The sequence below is a fragment of the Catenulispora sp. GAS73 genome, assembly GCF_041262085.1.
Classification (GTDB): domain Bacteria; phylum Actinomycetota; class Actinomycetes; order Streptomycetales; family Catenulisporaceae; genus Catenulispora.
Genome location: NZ_JBGCCM010000068.1, coordinates 1 through 20,327, shown reverse-complemented (window position 1 = coordinate 20,327; position 20,327 = coordinate 1). Strand labels below are relative to the sequence as shown.

Annotated in this window: 18 protein-coding genes; 9 read left to right on the top strand and 9 right to left on the bottom strand. The window is 70.0% G+C overall.

The features are described 5' to 3' along the window. The first annotated feature begins 18 nt into the window (after positions 1-18). From ABH935_RS49515 to ABH935_RS49505, 3 genes are all read left to right on the top strand, one after another. Positions 19-447, top strand: coding sequence for a DUF3052 domain-containing protein (locus ABH935_RS49515; protein WP_370384989.1), 429 nt, complete (start codon positions 19-21; stop codon positions 445-447). A gap of 113 nt (positions 448-560) precedes the next feature. After that, positions 561-2,711 (top strand): hypothetical protein, encoded by a 2,151-nt coding sequence (locus ABH935_RS49510; RefSeq protein WP_370384988.1) that lies wholly within the window; start codon positions 561-563, stop codon positions 2,709-2,711. Positions 2,712-2,720: 9 nt separating this feature from the next. Continuing rightward, positions 2,721-3,566, top strand: a complete 846-nt coding sequence (locus ABH935_RS49505; protein ID WP_370384987.1) for an LLM class F420-dependent oxidoreductase — start codon at positions 2,721-2,723, stop codon at positions 3,564-3,566. Between the two features lie 806 nt (positions 3,567-4,372). Here ABH935_RS49505 and ABH935_RS49500 read toward each other — a convergent pair. Both ABH935_RS49500 and glpX read right to left on the bottom strand, forming a co-directional pair. Next, positions 4,373-6,415, bottom strand: coding sequence for an MFS transporter (locus ABH935_RS49500; protein ID WP_370384986.1), 2,043 nt, complete (start codon positions 6,413-6,415; stop codon positions 4,373-4,375). A gap of 140 nt (positions 6,416-6,555) precedes the next feature. Next, on the bottom strand, positions 6,556-7,584 hold the full coding sequence (glpX, locus tag ABH935_RS49495) for a class II fructose-bisphosphatase (protein ID WP_370384985.1): 1,029 nt from the start codon (positions 7,582-7,584) through the stop codon (positions 6,556-6,558). A gap of 173 nt (positions 7,585-7,757) precedes the next feature. Between glpX and ABH935_RS49490 the strand changes: the two genes are divergently transcribed. After that, positions 7,758-8,345, top strand: a complete 588-nt coding sequence (locus ABH935_RS49490) for a DUF4245 domain-containing protein (protein ID WP_370384984.1) — start codon at positions 7,758-7,760, stop codon at positions 8,343-8,345. Positions 8,346-8,469: 124 nt separating this feature from the next. Here the strand turns inward: ABH935_RS49490 and ABH935_RS49485 are convergent, their stop codons facing one another. Then, positions 8,470-8,721 carry an exodeoxyribonuclease VII small subunit gene (locus tag ABH935_RS49485; protein ID WP_370384983.1) on the bottom strand — a complete coding sequence of 84 codons (252 nt, stop codon included), beginning with the start codon at positions 8,719-8,721 and terminating at the stop codon, positions 8,470-8,472. Positions 8,722-8,743: 22 nt separating this feature from the next. Here ABH935_RS49485 and ABH935_RS49480 point away from each other — a divergent pair, with 22 nt between their 5' ends. Beyond that, complete coding sequence (locus ABH935_RS49480; protein ID WP_370384982.1) at positions 8,744-9,244, top strand: GNAT family N-acetyltransferase; 501 nt, start codon at positions 8,744-8,746, stop codon at positions 9,242-9,244. On the opposite strand, the gene xseA is transcribed toward ABH935_RS49480, so the two are convergent. Further along, complete coding sequence (gene xseA / locus ABH935_RS49475) at positions 9,222-10,487, bottom strand: exodeoxyribonuclease VII large subunit (RefSeq protein ID WP_370384981.1); 1,266 nt, start codon at positions 10,485-10,487, stop codon at positions 9,222-9,224. The two genes, ABH935_RS49480 and xseA, sit on opposite strands and share 23 nt — an antisense overlap. Positions 10,488-10,584: 97 nt before the next feature. On the opposite strand from xseA, the gene ABH935_RS49470 reads away from it, so the two are divergent. Beyond that, on the top strand, positions 10,585-11,568 hold the full coding sequence (locus tag ABH935_RS49470; RefSeq protein ID WP_370384980.1) for a 4-hydroxy-3-methylbut-2-enyl diphosphate reductase: 984 nt from the start codon (positions 10,585-10,587) through the stop codon (positions 11,566-11,568). 9 nt (positions 11,569-11,577) lie between these two features. On the opposite strand, the gene ABH935_RS49465 is transcribed toward ABH935_RS49470, so the two are convergent. From ABH935_RS49465 to ABH935_RS49450, 4 genes are all read right to left on the bottom strand, one after another. Then, on the bottom strand, positions 11,578-12,147 hold the full coding sequence (locus ABH935_RS49465; RefSeq protein ID WP_370384979.1) for a hypothetical protein: 570 nt from the start codon (positions 12,145-12,147) through the stop codon (positions 11,578-11,580). A gap of 59 nt (positions 12,148-12,206) precedes the next feature. Then, positions 12,207-12,791, bottom strand: a complete 585-nt coding sequence (locus ABH935_RS49460) for a DUF6542 domain-containing protein (RefSeq protein ID WP_370384978.1) — start codon at positions 12,789-12,791, stop codon at positions 12,207-12,209. 69 nt (positions 12,792-12,860) lie between these two features. Continuing rightward, positions 12,861-13,955, bottom strand: a complete 1,095-nt coding sequence (locus tag ABH935_RS49455; RefSeq protein WP_370384977.1) for a DNA recombination protein RmuC — start codon at positions 13,953-13,955, stop codon at positions 12,861-12,863. 46 nt (positions 13,956-14,001) lie between these two features. After that, positions 14,002-15,078 carry an Ig-like domain-containing protein gene (locus tag ABH935_RS49450; RefSeq protein WP_370384976.1) on the bottom strand — a complete coding sequence of 359 codons (1,077 nt, stop codon included), beginning with the start codon at positions 15,076-15,078 and terminating at the stop codon, positions 14,002-14,004. A gap of 203 nt (positions 15,079-15,281) precedes the next feature. Here ABH935_RS49450 and ychF point away from each other — a divergent pair, with 203 nt between their 5' ends. Continuing rightward, positions 15,282-16,355 carry a redox-regulated ATPase YchF gene (gene ychF, locus ABH935_RS49445; protein ID WP_370349494.1) on the top strand — a complete coding sequence of 358 codons (1,074 nt, stop codon included), beginning with the start codon at positions 15,282-15,284 and terminating at the stop codon, positions 16,353-16,355. A 64-nt stretch (positions 16,356-16,419) separates the two neighbouring features. On the opposite strand, the gene ABH935_RS49440 is transcribed toward ychF, so the two are convergent. Beyond that, entirely contained in the window at positions 16,420-17,805 is a 1,386-nt protein-coding gene (locus tag ABH935_RS49440) for an MDR family MFS transporter (RefSeq protein ID WP_370384975.1), read from the bottom strand. Between the two features lie 98 nt (positions 17,806-17,903). On the opposite strand from ABH935_RS49440, the gene ABH935_RS49435 reads away from it, so the two are divergent. Together ABH935_RS49435 and ABH935_RS49430 are read left to right on the top strand one after the other, a co-directional pair. Continuing rightward, the gene (locus tag ABH935_RS49435; protein ID WP_370384974.1) at positions 17,904-18,896 is read left to right on the top strand and encodes a winged helix-turn-helix domain-containing protein; all 993 of its coding nucleotides are present in this window, start codon (positions 17,904-17,906) and stop codon (positions 18,894-18,896) included. 146 nt (positions 18,897-19,042) lie between these two features. Continuing rightward, positions 19,043-19,840, top strand: coding sequence for a hypothetical protein (locus ABH935_RS49430; RefSeq protein ID WP_370384973.1), 798 nt, complete (start codon positions 19,043-19,045; stop codon positions 19,838-19,840). The last annotated feature ends 487 nt before the right edge of the window (positions 19,841-20,327 follow it).

The window sequence follows — 20,327 nt, the reverse complement described above, 5'->3', positions numbered from 1 at the left end:
CGGATTAGGGTTGCGGATGTGACTTCCCCGCAGTCCTCCGGCTACTCCGGCACCCCGCTGCCCAAGAAACTCGGCATCAAAGCCGGGTACTACGTGCTCTTCCACAACGCTCCCGAGGACTTCGATCCACAGCCGCTGCCCTACGACGTCACGGTCGAGACGGCCGAGGACGGCGGCGCCGGGCCGTACGACGTGATCGTGGCGTTCGCCAAGGACCGTGCGACGCTCACCGAGGGTTACGAGAGCCTCCCGGGCCTGTTGTCCAAGAGCGGCGCGCTGTGGATGTGTTGGCCGAAGAAGGCCTCGGGCGTCGTGACGGACGTCACCGAGAACCTGGTCCGCGAGGACGCGCTCGCGTTGCCGATCGGACTGGTGGACGTGAAGATCGCGGCGATCGACGCCACGTGGTCGGGACTGAAGCTGGTGTACCGGCTCGACCGGCGGTAGTTTCCGCCTCAACTAGCCGCGGAAGCCGTCCCACCAGCACCGAAACTCTCATCCGGAATACGGGTTGGCCGGATCAGACATATCGCGAGCGTTCCGCCAGTAGGCTGATACGTATGCGGCAGTCCGTGCAGACCCTCCTTGAGCATGTGCGGCGTGGCTTGGGCGGCGCCGTCCTGCTCGGCGGCGCGGCTCCGGCGGACTTCGCGGGGATCGCGGGTCCCGTCGTCGACGGCTTGTGCGTGCTGCGCGCCGGCGGTGGTCTGCCGGCCACGCAGGCGGCTCAGATCACTGAGACGGCGCAGCTTGCTGACACGGTTCCCGTCGCCGCTTTCAGCGGGCTGGCCGACCTGGTGCGCCCGCTGATCGACGGCGAGTCGGGACTCGATCTCGATCTCGACCGCGGCGCCGGCCGGGTCGGCAGGGCGGCCGGGGAGCTCATCGCGCGGGCGGCGGCGGTGCAGCCGGTCGTCGCGGTGGTCGGCGACGCGCATCTGCTGGACAAGCCGTCGGCGATCGCGATCGCGGTGGCCGTGCGCGCCACCAGGCGGGCGCCGGTGGCGTGGGTCCTCACCGTCGACGACGTGCGCCGGGCCCCGTTCGGCGCGCTCGGCGCGGTGGCCGTGCAGCTCCAGCGGCCGGTCGCGGCCGGGGACCTGCCGAAGGCGACGACGCGGGCGCTGCTCGTGCTGGCCGCCAGCGCGACGGGGCACATCGACGAGGTCGGCGGGGCGCTGGACCACCTCGGGCTGCGGGTCGGCGATCTGGCCCCGGCGGTCGCCGAGGGCGTGATCGAGGCCACGACGTCCGGCTGGCGGTTCCGCGACCTCGGCGTGGCGACGTCCATCTACGCGACGGCCACGCCGACCGAGCGGCAGGAGACGCACGCGGCGTTCGTCGACGCGATCAACGAGCTGCGGGAGGCGGAGAAGGGCGAGATCCTGGCCCGGCACCTCGCCGGAGCGGCGGTCGGCCCGGACGGCGCGGCGGCCGAGGCGCTGGGGCGGGCCGCTGACGGCGCGAGGCTGCGGGGAGCGCTGGAGGCTTCGCGGTCTTCATACGGACGCGCGGCGAGTCTGTCCCCTGATCCGGGTGCCCGGGCCCGGTGGCTGACCGGCGCCGCCGACACCGCGCGCCTGCTCGGGGATCTCGGCGGCCTCGGCCGCGCGATCCGGGAGGCGCGCGTACTCACCGACGACGCGACGCTGCACAACCGGCTGGACCGCATCGCGACCCGGACCTCGGTTCTGCGCACGCCGCAGACCAAAATCAAGACTCTGCTGGAGAGCGGCAGCCACACCACCGCGATCGGGCTGATCCTGGCCGGCCGCGCCATCGACGCCGAGGCGATGCTGGCGCCGGTGGTGTCCTCGGCGCTGATGTCCGACCCGCTGGACATGGGGCCGTTGACGGTGCCGGCCATCGCGGCCGGGGCGATGTGGACGTGCGATGTCAGAGGCGCGGCTGCCGTGCTGGACCGCTCAATCGCTCTATTGCGTGCGTATGGGGCGGCCGAGCATCTTCCCGCTTTGTTGGTCGTCCGGGCCGAGGTGGGTTTCCGCTCGGGGCGCTGGCCCGCGGCCCGGGACGATGCGATGGAGGCGGCGGGCCTGGCTTCGCGGCTGGGGCAGCAGCCGGTTCGGGCGGTCGCGCGGGGCTTGGTGCTGCGCGTCAGTTCCCTGATGGGCGCGCCAACGGAGGACGCGGCGCTGGTCGAGGCGGAGTCCACGGGCTCCGAGGCTTATGCGCTGTGGCTGCGGCACGCGGTCGGCGTGGCGCTGTTGGCCGAGCGCAAGTGGGATGCCGCCGCAACGGTGCTGGGCGAGGTCGCGATGGCGTTGGAGCGGCTGGGGGTTCAGGACCCGTCGGTGCTTCCGGTGACCGGCGACCTGGTCGAAGCCCTTGTGCGGTCTGGAGATTCGGCGAAGGCTCGGGACGTGGCGGAAGCGGCGAAGGATGCCGCAGCCATGACGATGTCGATAGTGGTCCGGGCCGTGGCCGAGCGGTGTCTCGGGCAGGTCGGCAAGGCGGCGAAGGCCAAGCAGCACTTCGAGAAGGCGCTGCGACTGCACGCCGAAACCGACGACCGGTACGAGGAAGCGCGGACGCTGTTGGCGTTCGGCCGTCTGGACGGCGATCGTGCGCGGCTGGAGGCGGCCGGGGACCGGTTCGCGGCCCTCGGGGCGTGGCCCTGGCTGGCGCAGGTCGAGGACGAGCTCGCGGGCAAGCGCTCGCGGAAGAAGCTCGGGGCTCTGTCGGCGAAGTAGCCTTGGTCCATGGCGAATCTCCGTTTCGGGATCAAACTCAGCCAGGATGCGACCATCGAGGAGTACAAGGCCGTCTGGCGCATCGCCGACGAAGCCGGCTTCGACCACTGCTGGAACATGGACCACTTCGCCAGCCTCGGCGGCGACGAGACCAAGGACATCTTCGAGGCCTGGACGGCCCTGGCGGGCATGGCGGCCCTGACGTCGCGCGTCCGCATCGGATGCTCCGTCACCGGCAACACCTACAGACACCCCGCCGAACTGGCGAAGATGGCGGTCACGGTCGACCACCTGTCCAACGGCCGCCTGGAATTCGGCATCGGCGCAGCCTGGGCCGAGAACGAGCACACGATGCTCGGCCTACCCTTCGGCACCGCGGGCAGCCGCGCCGACCGCCTGGAGGAGGCACTGAAGATCATCACCTCCCTCTGGACCGAGCCCCGCACCACCCACGAAGGCAAGCACTACCAAATCAAGGAAGCGATCGCCGAACCCAAGCCCCTCCAGACCCCCCACCCCCCGATCTGGATCGGCGGCAGCGGCCGCAAGCGCACCCTCCGCCTCGCCGCAGAATACGCAGCGGTCTGGAACGCCGCCGGCGGCACCCCAACCGAAGTCGCGGAGGCATCGGCGGTCCTGAACCAGCACTGCGCGGACATCGGCCGCGACCCCTCAACGATCCGCCGCTCGGTCCAAATCCGCGTCGGCGACGACTTCGACGCCCTCCAGCGCATGGTCGAGGAGTTCGTAGCGGTCGGCATCAGCGACCCCCTGCTGATCCTGCAGACCGACGACCCGGTAGCGCGCGCCGAGAAGCTGGCCGAGGCGCTGCCCCGACTGCGCGAGATCGGCTAGCCGCGAGCCGACCGGACGGCCGAGGCGTGCGGCGGCGCACGCCTCAGCCGCCAGGCGCTCGCGACCAGCCACGCGGTTCGTCGTGTCCGACCGGACCACGCGGGGTGTTGGTTCTGGGTCCCTCGCCGCGTCGGCGGGCTCTGCCAACCTGGCCGGTTTGGCGGTGTCAAGCCGGACGAGGCTGCACCACAGCAACAGCGATGCGGCTTGATTCCGCCAAACCGGGCTGGTTCCGTCTACGGCGACGACGCGGCGAGGGACCCAGAACCTCGGTGACCACAAGCAGCGACCGCCGCCGACCAGCGCAACGCAGGCAACAGCGGATAGGAAGCCGAGCAGTCGCGGGCCGCCGCCGAAGCGCCGGACGCGCGGGTCGCCCCCTTGCTGTAGAGCGCCCGCCGGAGGCCTCAAGGCGCCCACCACGCACGACGATTGCCGCCTACGCAACGTGTGCGCAGTGACTCGGACTCATGCGTGGTCGTGCCCACGAAAACCGCCAGCCGCCGACGTGGCCCAGTGTGCGAGTCGATCATGCCGGCATTTTGTTATGGAATTATCACCCCTTATACACAGATATAGCACGCGCCACCGACACCAAAACCGCCAGCCGCCACCCGCCAGCCGCCACCCGCCAGCCGCCACCCGCCAGCGCAACATGCGGCGCACAACCGAACTGCGTCCCCCCGCGAGGCCATCAAACCATTGGCGAAGCCGTCAAAAAACGCCTGAAAACCAAAGACCAACCGCACCTCAACACCCACCCCCCGCCGCAGCCTTACATCGACACCTTCCCCCACCCCCACCCCCTACATCTCCGCAGCCGCCCGCCCCGCCGCCTCCCCACTCAACAACCGCCGATCCTCCTGATCCATCGACGAGTCCGCGAGCTGCCGCAGCATAGTCAGCAACTCCGCATGCTGCTCAGGCGACCAACCGTCAAGCTGATCCGTCAGAATCGCACGCCGCGCCGCGCTCAGCGCGTCCACCGCAGCCTCCCCAGCCTCGGTCATCGTCACCGTCTGGTTCGGCGGCGTGCCAGCGACCGAGCAGCGACCCGTTGCGACCAGTGCGTCGAGGTGCGGCCGGATCTCCGCCATCGGGAGGTTGAGTCGCGTCGGAATGTCCTCAACACGCGTCGGACCATACTGCTTCAGCCGGAACAGGCCGTAAGCCTCCGGCACCGAAATATCGATGCCCGACTTAGCAATAGTCTGCGAGTACCTATCCTTCACATTCTGCCGGCTGGACAGCCGCGTCAACGCCCGCTCCAGCTCATCGATCGACGTACGCTGCGTCGGGCCGGTCGCCGCCTCGGCCGCTCCGGTGCCGCGGGTCGTGGTACGGAGCGGGACTTCGCGCAGGAACAGGGCCAGCAGGAACGCCAGGACGCACAAGGGGATCGCGTACACGAAGACGTAGTGCAGCGCGTGCGCGTACGTGTGCAGGAAGGGCTGCGTCTCCGCCTTCGGGTACTGCTTGATGAGCTTCGGGTCCTCGATCGCCTTCTGGAACGGGAACGTCGGGTTGATCTTCCCGCCGGCCACCGCGGTCTTGATCTCGGCTGTCAGCTTGTTGTTGAAGATGGTGCCGAACAGCGACGCCCCGAACGCGCCGCCGATCGAGCGGAAGAACGTCACCGCGCTGGTGGCCGTGCCGAGTTCCTCGTAGTCCACGTTGTTCTGCACCGCGATGATCAGGACCTGCATCACCAGGCCCAGGCCGAGGCCGAAGACCAGCATTGCGACCGCGTTGGAGGCCGTGGAGGTGGTGTCGGTCATGCGGGAGAGGAGCCAGGCGCCGACCGTCATCACGGCCGTGCCGGTGATGGGGAAGATCTTGTAGCGGCCGGTGCGGCTGATCAGCTGTCCCGAGCCGATCGAGGCGACCAGCACGCCGGCCATCAGCGGCAGCAGCTGGAGGCCGGACGCGGTCGGCGTGGCGCCGTGCACGACCTGTTGGTACAGCGGCAGGAACGTGAGGCTGCCGAACATGCATAAGCCCACGACGAAGCCGATGGTGCTGCACATGGCGAACACCGGGTTCTTGAACAGGTGCAGGGGCAGCACGGGTTCCTTGGCGTACTTCTCCGCGAAGAACCACGCGACCAGGCACACCGCCGCCACCACCGCGCACATCACCACCTGCCACGAGCCCCAGGCCCAGGTGCTGCCGCCGAAGCTGGTGATGAGGATGAGCGAGCTCGCCGCCGCGGCGATGAGGAAGGTGCCGAGGTAGTCGATGACCGGCTTGCGGTGCGCGGTGTGCGTGCGCAGGCCGATGGCCACCACGACCAGCGCGATCGCGCCGACCGGGAGGTTGACGTAGAACACCCAGCGCCAGCTCAGGTTGTCGACGAAGAACCCGCCGATCAGCGGGCCGATGACGCTGGCCACGCCGAATACCGCGCCGACCACGCCCTGGTACTTGCCGCGGTCCCGGGGCGGCACCACGTCGGCGATCAGCGCCATCGCCAGCACCATCAGGCCGCCGCCGCCCACGCCCTGCAGCGCGCGCGAGCCGATCAGCTCGCCCATGTTCTGCGATAGCCCGCACAGCGCCGAGCCGATCAGGAAGATGACGATCGCGGTCTGGAACACCCGCTTGCGCCCGAACTGGTCGCCGAGCTTGCCCCACAACGGCGTCAGCGCCGTGGACGCCAGCAGGTACGACGTCACCACCCACGAGATGTGGTTGGCCCCGCCGAGGTCCGAGACGATGGTCGGCAGCGCCGTGGAGACGATCGTCTGGTCCAGCGCGGCCAGCAGCATGCCCAGCATGACGCCGGCGAAGACCAGCGCCACCTCGTTCTTCTCGCCGTTGGAGCCGGCGCCCGTCGACTCTGCGCTCACCTCACCAGATCACCACGGAACGGACGCTCTGGCCAGAGCGTGAGGCGAATGGGTGAGGCATTTTTTGTTCGAGTCCTGAGGGTTGCGCCGCACGGAGCGGCGGCGCAACCAGAACAGCAGTGCAGCAGTGCAGCAGCGCCCTAGTGGAACGCCACCGCGCTGTACGACCGCAGCTTGTCCAGCCGGTGCTCGGAGTCGATCAGCCGCACCGTCCCCGACTTCGACCGCATCACCAGCGACTGCGTCGTCGCGCCGCCGCCGGTGTAGTGCACGCCGCGGACGAGCTCGCCGTCGGTGATGCCGGTGATCGCCACGAAGCAGTTCTCGCCGGAGACCAGGTCGTCGGTGAGGAGTACGCGGTCCAGATCGTGGCCGGCGTCGAGGGCGCGCTGCCGCTCGGCGTCGTCCTTGGGCCACAGGCGGCCCTGGATCACGCCGCCGAGGCACTTGATGGCGCAGGCCGCGATGATGCCCTCCGGCGTGCCGCCGACGCCGAGCAGGAGGTCCACGCCGGTGCCGGGGCGGGTGGCCATGATGGCGCCGGCCACGTCGCCGTCGGAGATGAACTTGATGCGGGCGCCGGCCTCGCGGATCTCGGCGACCAGGCCCTCGTGGCGGGGACGGTCCAGGACCACGACGGTGATGTCGGCGGGCTCGCGGCGCTTGGCGCGGGCGACCGCGCGGATGTTCTCCGCCACCGGCGCGGTGATGTCCACGACGTCCGCGGCCTCGGGGCCGGCGACCAGCTTGTCCATGTAGAACACGGCGGAGGGGTCGTACATGCTGTGCCGGTCGGCGACCGCGATCACGGCCAGGGCGTTGGGCATGCCCTTGCCGGTCAGCGTGGTGCCGTCGATCGGGTCCACGGCGACGTCGCACTCGGGCCCGGAGCCGTCGCCGACCTCCTCGCCGTTGAACAGCATCGGCGCGTGGTCCTTCTCGCCCTCGCCGATGACGACCACACCGCGCATCGAGACGGTGTTGATCAGCTTGCGCATCGCGTTCACGGCGGCGCCGTCGGCGGCGTTCTTGTCGCCCTTGCCGACCCAGCGGCCGGCCGCCATCGCCGCGGCCTCGGTCACCCGGGCCAGCTCCAGCGCCAGGTTGCGGTCGGGGGCTTCGGAGTCGGACGCGGGGTTGTCGTTCGCCTGCGGGACTGCGGCGTTCATGGTCTGAAAGCTCCTCGAGGAGGGGGATCCGCACCGTCGCGGTTCACGAGGGTTGTCGAGGGAGATCGTATCGAGGCCGGCGTGGACCGGGAACCGCGAAGTGGCCAGGCTCATGTCGGGCCGATGCCGGGACCCCGCGCAGATCGCATGCGGACGGATGGGACCATATCTGTATGGCCCGCGTCTCTCCGCTGAAGAAGTCCCTTCGGGACATGCTGCTGTCGATGGCGGTGATCTCCCTCCCGATCGTCGCGATCGTCGAGTGGTTCCCCCACGACTCCAAGAAGCCGGAGGACGCGGTCCAGACGGTCGATTACACGATCCCGCTGGCCCAGGCCCGCCGCGACCCGGACCTGCCCTTCCAGGCACTGGCCCCGACGACGCTGCCCCCGGGCTGGCGCGCCACCTCGATCCACGCGGACTTCGACCCCGGCTCGCAGCTCCGCTGGGAGCTCGGCTTCCTCACCTCCGACAACCAGTACGTCGGCCTGGACCAGGTCGCCGGCGGCAAGGGCGTGGACGGCGTGCTCCAGGTGCAGGCGCCGGACGCCACCCCGGTGAGCGGGGCCGGTGGCACGGTCACGGCCGGCGGGTACCAGTGGCAGGTCTATGTGACGCCGGACGGCCGCCACCACGCGCTGGTGCGGACCACGGCCCCGGTGGGGACCGCGGCGGCCACGACGCCGGGCAAGATCGCGGTCGTGGTGTCCGGGACCGGTGCGCTGTCGGAGCTGGAAACCCTCGCGGGGTCCTTGCAGTAGCCCCACTCCTTGCACACAAGAGCCCCGCTTCTGAGGAGGATTCCTCAAGGAAGCGGGGCTCGCGCGTTGTGCTGCTGCTGTGCTGTCTTGTCGCTGTCTTGTCCCGGGGCTCAGTTTCGGGCGCTCAGCCCTCGTCGCCGTCCCCGTTCCCGGCGCCGATGGCGGCGTCGAGCCGGGCCCGCGCGCCGTCCAGCTTCGCCTGGCAGTGCTTGGCGAGCGCTTCGCCGCGCTCCCAGGCGGCCAGCGACTCCTCCAGCGTCAGGCCGCCGGTCTCCAGGCGCCGGACCACGTCCATCAGCTCGTCGCGGGCCTGCTCGTAGCCCAGGTGGGACAGGTCCGGGGTCTCACCGGCGGTGGGGGTCGTCTCGTTCGCCATGGGTTCAGGATAGTTTCCGGCTGTGACTGGTTCCGACGAAGTGTGTGTCCGGCGGGCCGTGCCCGGCGACGAGGAAGAGATCCAGCGGCTGCGGCACCGGATGGCGCTCGACGTGTTCGGGGTCACGCCGCCGGCGTTGGACGAACCGAACCATGTGGCGGCCGTGAAGAAGGTCCGCGCCTGGCTGGAGGCCGGCGACGAGGCCGGGACCGCGTGTTTCGTCATCGACGCGCTGGACGGGAGCGGCCTCGCCGCCAGCGCCATCGGTGCTGTCGACGAACGGCTGCCGAGCGGCCGGAACCCGTCTGGGCGTTCCGGCTATATATATGGAGTCTGTACCGACGAACGCTATAGGCGGCGCGGCTACTCGCGTCTTGTCCTGCAAGCGCTGCTGGACTGGTACGCGGAACAGGGCATCCCGCGCATAGAGCTCCACGCCAGTGAGTATGGCGAGACGCTCTATAGAGAACTCGGCTTTGAGCCGCCCATGGGCCTTGCCCTTACTCGCTGGGCTCCTCAGTAGCAGCAGCAGTAGCAGCAGCGTCTTCTGCAGGGAACACCGCAGAGACCGCCGCGTCGAGACGTCCGGAAGCGAGGCGGACGTCGAGCACGTCCCCCTCGCTGACTTCCTCGGCGGACCGGACCGCGTGCCCGGACGGCGCGAGGACGATCGAGTAGCCGCGCTCCAACGTCGCCATCGGAGACACCGCACGGACTCGCGCCAGCGTGTGCCCCAGATCGTCCGAAGCCCGGTCGAGCCGATGTCCGACGCTGGCCCGGGCTCGCCGCGTCAGCTCGTCGAGGTCGCTGCGGCGCCCGTCGATCATCGAGTACGGAGAAGCCAGCACCGGCCGCTGCCGGAACGAAGCCAGCCCCATCGCCTCGCGTTCCAGTATCCGGGCCACCGAGCGCCACGCGTTGCGCCGCAGCTCCGCGACCCGGTCCATCTCCTCGGCGACGTCCGGCACGACCCGCTTGGCGGCGTCGGTCGGCGTCGAGGCCCGGAAGTCGGCGACGAGGTCGAGGATCGGGGAGTCCGGCTCGTGCCCGATCGCGGAGACCACCGGCGTCTCGCACTCTCCGACCGCCCTGATGAGCGCTTCATCGGAGAACGGGAGCAGGTCCTCTACAGAGCCGCCGCCGCGGGCGATGATGATGACGTCCACCTCGGGGTCGGCGTCGAGCTGAGCCAGCGCCGGCAGAATCTGCGGGACCGCCTTCGGGCCCTGCACGTCGGTGTTCACCACCCGGAAATGCACCCCTGGCCACCTGCGCTTGGCGTTCTCCAGAACGTCCCGCTCCGCTGCCGAGGCGCGTCCGGTAATAAGGCCGATGCACCGCGGGAGGAACGGCAGAGGCTTCTTCCTCCGCGGATCGAACAGTCCCTCCGCCTTGAGCTTCGCCTTCAGCATCTCCAGCCGAGCCAGGAGCTCTCCAAGGCCGACCTGTCGGATCTCCTCGGCGCGGATGGAGAACGAGGAGCGCGGAACGTAGAAGTCCGGCTTCCCATAGACGATGACGCGCGCACCCTCTGTGAGCGGAGGCACTACTGCCTCGAATACGCGACGGAACGTGGTGACCTGTACGGAGACGTCGGCGGAGGGGTCCCGCAGCACCAGGTACACCATCTGTGACCCGGGCCGCTTGTTGATCTGTGCCAGCTGTCCCTCGACCCAGATCGCCCCCAGCCGGGAGATCCACCCGGCCACCGCCTCGGAGACGGCGCGGACGGGGATGGGCTGTTCGGCCGAGGATTGCATCGCCATAGAGAGGAGCGTAGCCATCGGCGGGGACGCTGCGCGGACGTGGCGAAGTTGTGGAGAGACCCGATCATGGGCTGTGGATGCCGGTGCGCCGCCTACCATGGGAACCATGAACGTCTCCGCACCAGAAGACCGCCGCGTCCTCCTCGCCGCGCCCCGCGGCTACTGCGCAGGTGTCGACCGCGCGGTCGTGACCGTGGAGAAGGCGTTGGAGCTCTACGGCGCCCCGGTGTACGTCCGCAAGGAAATCGTGCACAACAAGCACGTCGTGCAGACTCTGCAGAACCGCGGCGCGGTCTTCGTGGAGGAGACCGACGAGGTGCCCGAGGGCGCGACTGTGGTGTTCTCCGCGCACGGCGTGGCGCCGATCGTGCACGAGGAGGCGTCCCGGCGCAGCCTGAAGACCATCGACGCGACCTGCCCGCTGGTCACCAAGGTGCACAAGGAAGCCGTGCGCTTCGCCGAGCAGGACTACGACATCCTGCTCATCGGCCACGACGGCCACGAGGAGGTCGTCGGCACCACCGGCGAGGCCCCGGAGCACATCATCCTGGTCGACGGCCCGGACTCGGTGGCCGAGGTGGAGGTGCGCGACCCCGCCAAGGTGGCGTGGCTGTCGCAGACCACGCTGTCGGTGGACGAGACCACCGCGACCGTGGACCGGCTGCGCGCGAAGTTCCCGCTGCTGCTGGACCCGCCGTCCGACGACATCTGCTACGCCACCCAGAACCGGCAGACCGCGGTCAAGCGCATCGCGGCCGACTCGGACCTGGTCATCGTGGTCGGCTCCAAGAACTCCTCGAACTCGGTGCGCCTGGTCGAGGTGGCGCTGGAGGCCGGCGCCGGCGCGGCGTACCTGGTCGACTTCGCCTCCGAGATCAGCGAGGAGTGGCTGGCCGGCGTGCGCACGGTCGGGCTGACCTCCGGCGCCTCGGTCCCGGAGGACCTGGTCGAGGGTGTGCTGGACTGGCTCGCCGAGCGCGGGTACGGCACGGTCGAGGTCGTGCGCTCGGCCGAGGAGAAGCTGCTGTTCGCGCTGCCGCCGGAGCTGCGGAAGGACATGCGCGAGGGCAGCGAGGCGTAGCAAGCAGGATCACCAGGCGGAGCTCGGGGCTACGTCCCGCATCTGCGCCACCAACGTCTGTCCCCGGCGCGGTCCGTCGCCGGGGAAGCGCGGCTTGTGGCAGTTCCGGCAGCAGGGCAGGCGTTCTCCGGTGTCGGCGAACACCCACGTACGTCGCCGCAGCCCTAAAGCGGAGCTGCGCTGCTCCTCCAGAAGCAGCGGCCGGGAGAGCTGGGCCGCGATCCAGTCCGCCGCGCTCTGCGCCATCTCCTCCGGCGCCGCCTGCCTGTCCTGCACGTTGATGTAGCCCGGCGCGCTCGGCGTGTAGTCCTCCCAGAACGAGCAGTCGTCGCCCCAGTAGCCGCCGAACTCTCCGCCCGCCAAGCGCATCTGCAAGCCGAACGGATCCGCCTCCGGGACGGTGAGCACCGCCAACACCGACGGTCCGGCCAGGGCGAGGGCCCAGGAGTCGAAGGCGATCACGCCGAGCGGGCCCCAGCCCAGCGCGGCGCGGCGGAGTTCGGCGAGGAAGCGGCAGCCGTAGTCGTCGAGGGCGAAGCGGCCGCCGGGGTCGATCTCGAACCAGATCTTGCCGTCCATGTCTCGCGGTCCTCGCCGTCGTCGCCTCGCTCGCCGTCCCGTCGCCCACGCGGGCCCGGCTACCGTTTGGCGGCGCTTCGCATACCGGCCCAGCGCGCCGCGATCAGCGCCGCGGCCAGCGCGGTGCCGAGGAACAGTGGCCGCGGCTTGACCGCGAGCAGGGCGCCGAGCGAGGCGAGCTCGCCGATCAGGCCGTGGCCGGCGCGCATGACGCCGAACTGCACCGCGGTGAGCAGCCCCGCGCAATACGCCAGCGGTGGCACGATGACGCCGGCCAGCAGGTCGCGGCGGCGGACCAGGGTCGCGGCATGGAAGGACGCGGCGACGAAGACCAGGTCGAAGAACCAGTGCACGTCACCGGTCACCAGGGCTTCGAGGGCGGCGGCGGCCACTGTGGGGCCGGTGACCATGAGCAGCACGCCCCAGGCGGTCAGGGCCTGGCGGCGCTTGGCCGAGCGCGCGGCGGTCCCGGTCCTGTTCCCGGTCTGGGCCGTCGAACGCGACTGGGGCCGGGGCCGTGTGGGACCGGTCGAGCGGAAGTCCAGCGGAGCGGCCATGCGTTCCCGGCGCAGCGCGTCGCGGTCGCGGCGGGTCTGCGGAACCCGGGCGGGGCGGGGCGCGAGGCGGCTGGCTCCTTCGTTCACAGACCCGAACCTACGACGCTATTGCACGCAATTCGGGTAACGAAACGCCGCCAGTCGCCAGCCTCGGCGCTAGTCCGACAAAGCCCGGGTCTGGATCTCGACCTGAGCCGGCACTACCAGCTCCTCGTCGACCAGCCCGAGCTCGTTCAGCCGCCGCGCCGTCACCAGGACCCGCGACTCCAGCGAACCCACGGACTGGTTGTACGCGGCGACCGCGGAATTCAGTCCCTTGCCGACCCGGTCCAGGTGCCCGCTCATCGTGTTCAGGCGTGCGTACAGCTCCCGGCCGAGTTCGAACACCTGCTGCGCGTTCGCCGCCAGCGCGTCCTGCGTCCAGGCGTACGCGACCGTGCGGAGCAGGGCGATCAGCGTGGTCGGGGTGGCGATCACCACGCGGCGCACCGCGGCGTGCTCCAGGATCTCCGGATCGATATCCACAGCCTGTGAAAGGAAAGCCTCGCCCGGGACGAACAGCACCACGAACTCCGGCGTGGGCCGGCCGCTGGCGCCCAGCGCCCGCCAGTAGGCCTTCGACGCCAACTGGTCCACGTGCGCGCGCAGGTGCTTGGCGTGCGCGCTCAGGTACTCCAGCCGTTCGCCCTCGTCCGTGGCCTCCGCGGCGTCCAGGTACGCGGCCAGCGGCGTCTTGGCGTCCACGACCACGTACTTGTCCCCGGCCAGGTGCACGACCAGGTCCGGCCGAAGCATGCCCTCCGAGCCGGTCGCGCCGTAGGAGCCGGGGAGCACGGTCTGCGTGTTGAAGTCGCAGCGGTCGACCATGCCGGCCAGTTCCACCGCGCGGCGCAGGTGCATCTCGCCCCACTGGCCGCGCACTTCGGGCCGGCGCAGTGCGGTGACCAGCGCCGCGGTCTGCGTGCCGAGGGAGCCGGCGGCGTTGCGCACGTCCTCGATCTGCTGCGCCAGCGCCGCCTGGGAGGCGGCGCGGCCCCGCTCGATGTCGCGGAGCCGGTCGTCGAGCCGGGACAGGGACTCGTTGATCGGCCGGCCCGCGGCGTCGAACTGCGAGCCGGCCAGCGCCAGCAGCCGGTCCGCGGACTGGTCCAGCGCCTGCGAGTTCAGCGTCAGGCGGCGGGACCGCTCCCACAGCACGCCGAGCAGCGCGCCGAACGCGATCCCGATCACCAGCAGCAGCACAGGCATCATGGGTCCATATTGTCCCCTGGGGGCGCGCCTGTGCGGTGGACTGCGGTTATGCGTTGCGTGCCTTGCGCGTCGCGACGGTCAGCACAGCGCCGGTGCCGAGCAGAGCCAAGGCTGCCGCGACCTCGGCCGGAAGGCTGCCGGGCACGCCGGTGACCGGCAGCGTCCTGGCCACCTTCACGTCGAAGCTGCGGACCAGGATCTGCCCGTCGGCGGTCTCGACGCGCACGGTGAAGGTGTCCCTGCCAGTGAAGCCGGGGTCCGGGGTGTAGGTGACGGTGCAGTCGGTGTGCGAGGTGATGGTGCCGTGTTCGGCGCCGCTGATCAGGTCGATGTTCTTCGACGTGCCCTCGCACACCGGGATCACGACCGGCTGGCCGGGCTGGGTGACGACCGGCGGCGTGGTCGGGCGCTTGCGCTCGGCCGGGGGCTGGTCGAGGGCGGCCAGCCAGAACTGGTAGACGGGGATGCCGGTCTGCACGACCGAGTAGAGCTCCAGGGTGGTCACGTCGGCCGTCGGCCGGAACCAGCCGGAGGCGCCGTTGGTGTCGGCGACGTTGCCGACCAGGAACGAGCTCGCCGGGTCCCAGGCGGGCTGGTCGGTGTCCGGCCGGCCGCCGCACGCGCTGGGCAGCGGCGTGCCCTGGCAGAAGTTGAACGAGCCCTGGAAGCCGAGCGCGGAAGTGGGGACCTGATTGCCGGCCGCGTCGTAGGCGGTCACGCGGACCTTCTCGGCGTCCACGTCGCCGAGTGTGAAGCCCCAGGTGCCCGGGACCAGCGGCCGGTCGAAGTGCAGCACGGTGGTCGAGGGGTTGCGGCCCTTCGCCGAGCGCAGCAGCGCGTAGGGCTTGCCCTGGGAGCTGCCGAAGACCTGCGCGAAGGGCGTCGAGGCGTTGAGGAACGCGCTCTGGCCCGAGGCCTGCGACGGCGCGGTGCTATCAGTACTGATTTGTGCCGGCGGGAAGTTGACCGCGGGGTCCGTCACGCTCTCGCCGGCGAAGTCGAAGCTCGCGTAGTGCGAGTGCCCGGCGGCGGCCAGGGCGGACGGGGCGGTCGCGGCCAGGGCCAGCCCGGCCGCACCGCAGGCCAGGGCGGCCTTCTTGATACCGACGCGGGTGTTCCGCACGCTGACCTCCGGGCTCTCTCACGCTGATCGCAGACGCGCCCGAGCCTGGCGCGAGCGTCCGCGGGGGCGTCGGAGGCGGTGGGCGGGGCCGGGTGAGTCCCCTCGATCGGCGTAGTGGCCCGCAGGGCCTGCGATACTGGAGGGCGGGCCGCGTCCGGCCCCGCTCTGCATCCCGTACGCGACGTCGATAGGACAGTTGGACAATGGCGCTCACCATCGGAATCGTCGGACTCCCGAACGTGGGCAAGTCGACCTTGTTCAACGCGCTCACCAAGAACGACGTGCTCGCCGCGAACTACCCGTTCGCCACCATCGACCCGAACGAGGGCGTGGTCGGCGTCCCGGACCCGCGGCTGGCCAAGCTCGCCGAGCTCTACACCTCGCAGAAGGTGGTCCCGGCCACGGTGACCTTCGTCGACATCGCCGGCATCGTGCGCGGCGCCAGCGAGGGCCAGGGCCTGGGCAACAAGTTCCTGGCCAACATCCGCGAGGCCGACGCGATCTGCCAGGTGATCCGAGTCTTCACCGACCCCAACGTGGTCCACGTCGACGGCAAGGTCTCCCCGGCCGACGACATCGAGACCATCAACACCGAGCTGATCCTGGCGGACCTGCAGACCATCGAGAAGGCCCTACCGCGCCTGCAGAAAGAGGCGCGGATGAAGAAGGAAGTCCAGGCGACGGTCGCCGCGGTGGAGGAGGCCAAGAAGATCCTGGACTCCGGCAAGACCGTCTTCGCCGCCCGCCTGGACCGCGAGCCCCTCCGCGAACTGCACCTGCTGACGGCGAAGCCGTTCCTGTACGTCTTCAACGTCGACGAGGACGAACTCACCAACGACGCGCTGAAGGACGAGATGCGCGCCCTGGTCGCCCCCGCCGAAGCGATCTTCCTGGACGCGAAGATCGAACACGAGCTGATGGAACTGCCCGACGACGAGGCACTGGAACTCCTGCAGGGCATGGGCCAGGACGAGTCGGGGCTGAACCAGCTGGCGCGCGTCGGCTTCGAGACACTGGGCCTCCAGACATACCTGACGGCCGGCCCGAAGGAGTCGCGGGCCTGGACGATCCGCAAGGGCGCGACGGCGCCCGAGGCCGCGGGGGTCATCCACACGGACTTCCAGCGCGGGTTCATCAAGGCGGAGATCGTGTCGTTCGAGGACCTGATCGAGCTCGGCTCGGTCGCCGAGGCCCGGGCCAAGGGGAAGGCGCGGATGGAAGGCAAGGACTACGTCATGGCTGATGGGGACGTGGTGGACTTCCGGTTCAACGTCTGAGTATTGATACACAACGAGGTGGCCGTCGCGGTTCGCGGCGGCCAGCTCGTTTTTCGTTCGCGCCTCACGCCTCTGCGGCGGTGCGGCGGTCGATCGCGGGGCTGAGCGCCGCGACGCCTGCCGTGGCGGCCGCTCCCATGGCCAGGACGCTCCACCATAGGAACGCTGGGCCGATGAGGGTGTAGGCGGTCGTGCCGGCGGCTAGGGCCAGGAAGCGGGCCACGCCCCAGGTCCAGCTGAAGGCGCCCTGGTAGCGGCCTCGGGCGGTGGTGGGGGCCAGGTCGGCGATGAGGGCGGCTGGGATTCCGCCGGCGGTGACCTCGCCGAGGGACCAGACGGCCACGGTGGCGGCGTAGCCGGCCGGGGTGTGGGCGAGGCCGGTGAGGGCGATGCCGGCGGCTATCAGGGTGCTGGCTGCGATTTGGACTTGGTTGCGGGAGAAGCGCGCCAGGACGGAGGTGACTAGGGGTTGGAGGGCCACGACCAGGCCTGCGTTGACCGCTGCGGCCATGCCCATAACGGTCGGGGAGAGGCCGTCGGTGCGGATCGCGAGGGGGAGGGCGCTTTCGGTGAGGGAGTAGATGAAGAGCTGGATGCCGAGCAGGGGGAGGAGCTTGCGGACCAGGCGGTCGCGGAAGACGATGCCGTAGCCGGAGCCTGCGGGGGTGGCGGGCGCGGTTTCGGTTGGTGCGTCAGTCTTCTGCGAGTCCCGCCCCGGCAGCAGCACGGCCACGATCACCGCGTACGCCACCGATGTGCCCGCGTCGATCGCGAACAGCATCCAGTACCCGTGCGCCGCGAGGTACCCGCCGAGGATCCCGGCGACCGCTGTGCCGATGTTCACCGCCCAGCCGATCAGTGCGAAGGCCTCGCGGCGTCGGCGCGGCTCGGCGTTGTCGGTCAGGGTCGCCGAGGCCGCCGGCGCGACCATCGTGGCTGTGGAGCTCAGCGCGATGGCGGCCAGCGCCATGGTCGCGGCGTTCGGCGCGGCGAACAGCGCGCCTTGTGCGGCGGCGGTGCCGAGGAGGCCGGCCAGCATCGTGAACTTCCGGCTGTGGCGGTCGGCCAGCCAGCCGCCGACCGCCGGGCCGATCAGGTTGCCGGCGCCGAGTGCGCCGAGGACGTAAGGGGTCTGCGACGAGGGGATGCCGCGCGAGCCGAGGAAGAACACCAGGAACGGTCCGACCAGGAAGCCGACCCGGTTGACGACGGTGCCGGCGAAGACGACCCAGATCGCGCGGGGGAATCCGGCGAAGGCCGAGAGCGGATTGCGGCGGCGGGCCGGGCTGTCGCGCCGGTCCGGTCCGGCCGTGCGGTCGGAGCCCGTCGGTCGGTCGGAGCCCGTCGGTCGGTCAAAGCCCGCCGGTCGGTCCGGACGCGTCGGGTGTCCCACGCGGCCGGCGGCGGAGGGTTGGCCGCACTCCTCGGGGCGGATGCTCGTGGTGGTCATGGCGCTCAGAGTGGCGCCGGAGGGCGATCATGCGACAATGATTCGGCCCCGCCCGAATCGCCGGGGCGCGGGGTGGCGGGAGTGGGAGGGGGAACGCTGTGTCTGCGACGTTGTCATTCACCGCGGAGGAGTTGGCGCAGGTCCGCTTCTCCGTGTCCCCGATGTGGGAGGTCATCACCAGTTTCCGGGTGCTGACCAGGCCCGGGCTGTATCCCGTGCACGGTCCGTGGTTCGATCAGGTCCGTCCGCGGCTGGCCGCCGCGGGGCTGCTGACCGGAAGTCTTTCCGCGCTATTCCATGCACAATCATACGTTCCGGACTTCCTGAACCCTGTGCCCGCATATTCCTCGCCGACTCTGGCCGATGAGCTCGCGGCCATTCAGGCGACGCCGGACGACCACCTTCTGGCTGATCTCGACATCTACGCGGAGAAGGTCCCGAACGGTGCGATACCGGCGTTCGCCGGGCGTCTTCGCACCCATCGCGATCAAGCGCTCTGCGAACTCGCCAAGGACATCGAGCACTACTTCCAGATAGCCCTCGCGCCCTACTGGTCGCGCATCAAAACCCTGCTTGAAGCGGACATTTATCACCGGGCGCGGCAGGTCGCCGAGTACGGCGCGGCGCGGTTGTTCAACGAGCTGCATCCGGATGTGAGCTGGAACAGCGGGACCCTGCGGATGCTGCATCGGCAGCGCGTCCTGTGCCGTGACGACAATGCTCCGGGGCTGGTCCTGGTGCCGTCCGCCTTCGCCTGGAACAAGTTTCTCACCCGCGCCGCCACCGGTGACGTGCCACAGCTCTGCTTCGGGGCGCGGGGAGTCGGGACGCTGTTCGCGCGTCGCGCGGCCGAGGCGTCGGACGCCGTGGCCGCCGTCATCGGCCGCTCGCGGGCCCTGCTGCTGGCCGAACTTGAGGCTCCGGCATCCACCACCGAACTCGCCTCGCGTACCGGAATGTCGGCCGGCGGAGTCTCCGAGCACCTGACCGCGTTGCGCGGCGCGGGCATGGTTTCCGCACATCGCGCGGGCCGCTCTGTCCTTTACGCGCGCACCTCTGTGGCCGACTCGCTACTGGCGGCAGCGGCTTGACAGCGTGTCCACCAAAGGGGCCGAGATCGGGGTAATTCGCAGAAAGGTTTGACGCGCCCCTGGCGCGCCGGTGGCGTCAGGTGCTTCAGTATTTGGCGGGGAGAGAACGGAGCGCTGTCAGCCTTTAGCTGAACGGAGTCATGGCGATGCCGCGATCACGCCGAAAGTTCGACATCGACGAGTTCGTCCGCGAGTGCCTGCAGGCCTGGGAGGCCGACGGAGCCGACGCGGTGAAGGACGTACTGGACCGGACACTCGGGCGCGGATGCGCGCCGGTGCGCGAGTGCTTCGGGGATCCGCGCGAGGCCCACCTACAGGTCCTGTATCCGGGCCCTGAGCTGGTCATCGAGAACATGGTCTGGGCGCCGGGGATGTCCTACCCCGCGCACAACCACAACACGCCGGTCATGACGGGCGTCTACGCGGGGTTGGAGGTCAACGACTTCTACCACCAGACCCGGTCCAGGAGGGGCGGACGCTTACAACGGACGGCGACGGTGGACATCAACGAGGGGGAGGCGGTCCTGATGGCGCACGACGCCATCCACCGCATAGCCAACCCCAACCGCAGAACGTTCACCGGCGCCTTCCACATATACATGGGGGACTATCTCCACTCCTCGCGCTCGATCTGGTATCCGGACGAGGGCTCGGAGACCCCCGCCTCCTTCGCGGTGACGAAGGACATCTTCGCCGCCGCGAACCGCGACCTCGCAGCGGCCCGAGCCGCGGACGCGGAACAGGAGCTGCACAAGAAGCGCAGCACGGGCACAGCCGGCGGCCTCGGAGGCTCCACAGGCCCCGGTGCGCCCTCGGCGCCACCGTCGGGTCCCCTGGGCGGCCACGCCCACGGCGTGACCCACTCGGCGCCGCACGCCCCCGCGAGGGGCCCTTCGCGACGGGGGATCAGGTCCACGTCGCGGGCCCCGGGGGACCAGGGGTAGGCCGGACAGGCTCGGGCCCCGAGGATTAGGGCATGAGCGCACCCCCGTCTTGAGGACGAACCTTGAGACGGGGGTGCGTCGTGGATTGTGGCCGCGCACAGAGCACCAGCCCCAAAAACCGGCGCTGCTGGCCTATGTGTGGGTGCTGGTGGCGGGTGCGGTTTGTTTGTGGGTTGACGGTCAAGGGCGTTTTTTGACGGCTTCGCACTGGTTTAAGAAGGATCCGCTGGGTGGCGCAGTTCGGTTGAGCGTGGTGCGTTGCGTTGGCGGCCGCCGGTGTTGGCGTGCACGACCGCGCACAGGTCCGAGTCACTGCGCTCGCGTTGCGTAGGCGGCAATCGTCGGGCGTGGTGGGCGCCTGAAGTCAAGAGCAGGCGCCTCCGGCGGGGGCACTCCAGACTCTGAGCTTGTTCTTTAACCTACTGCCGCATTCTGCCTGGCAGTGAGGCTGAGTTCGCGTTTGACGGTTTTGCCGACGTCGTGGTGT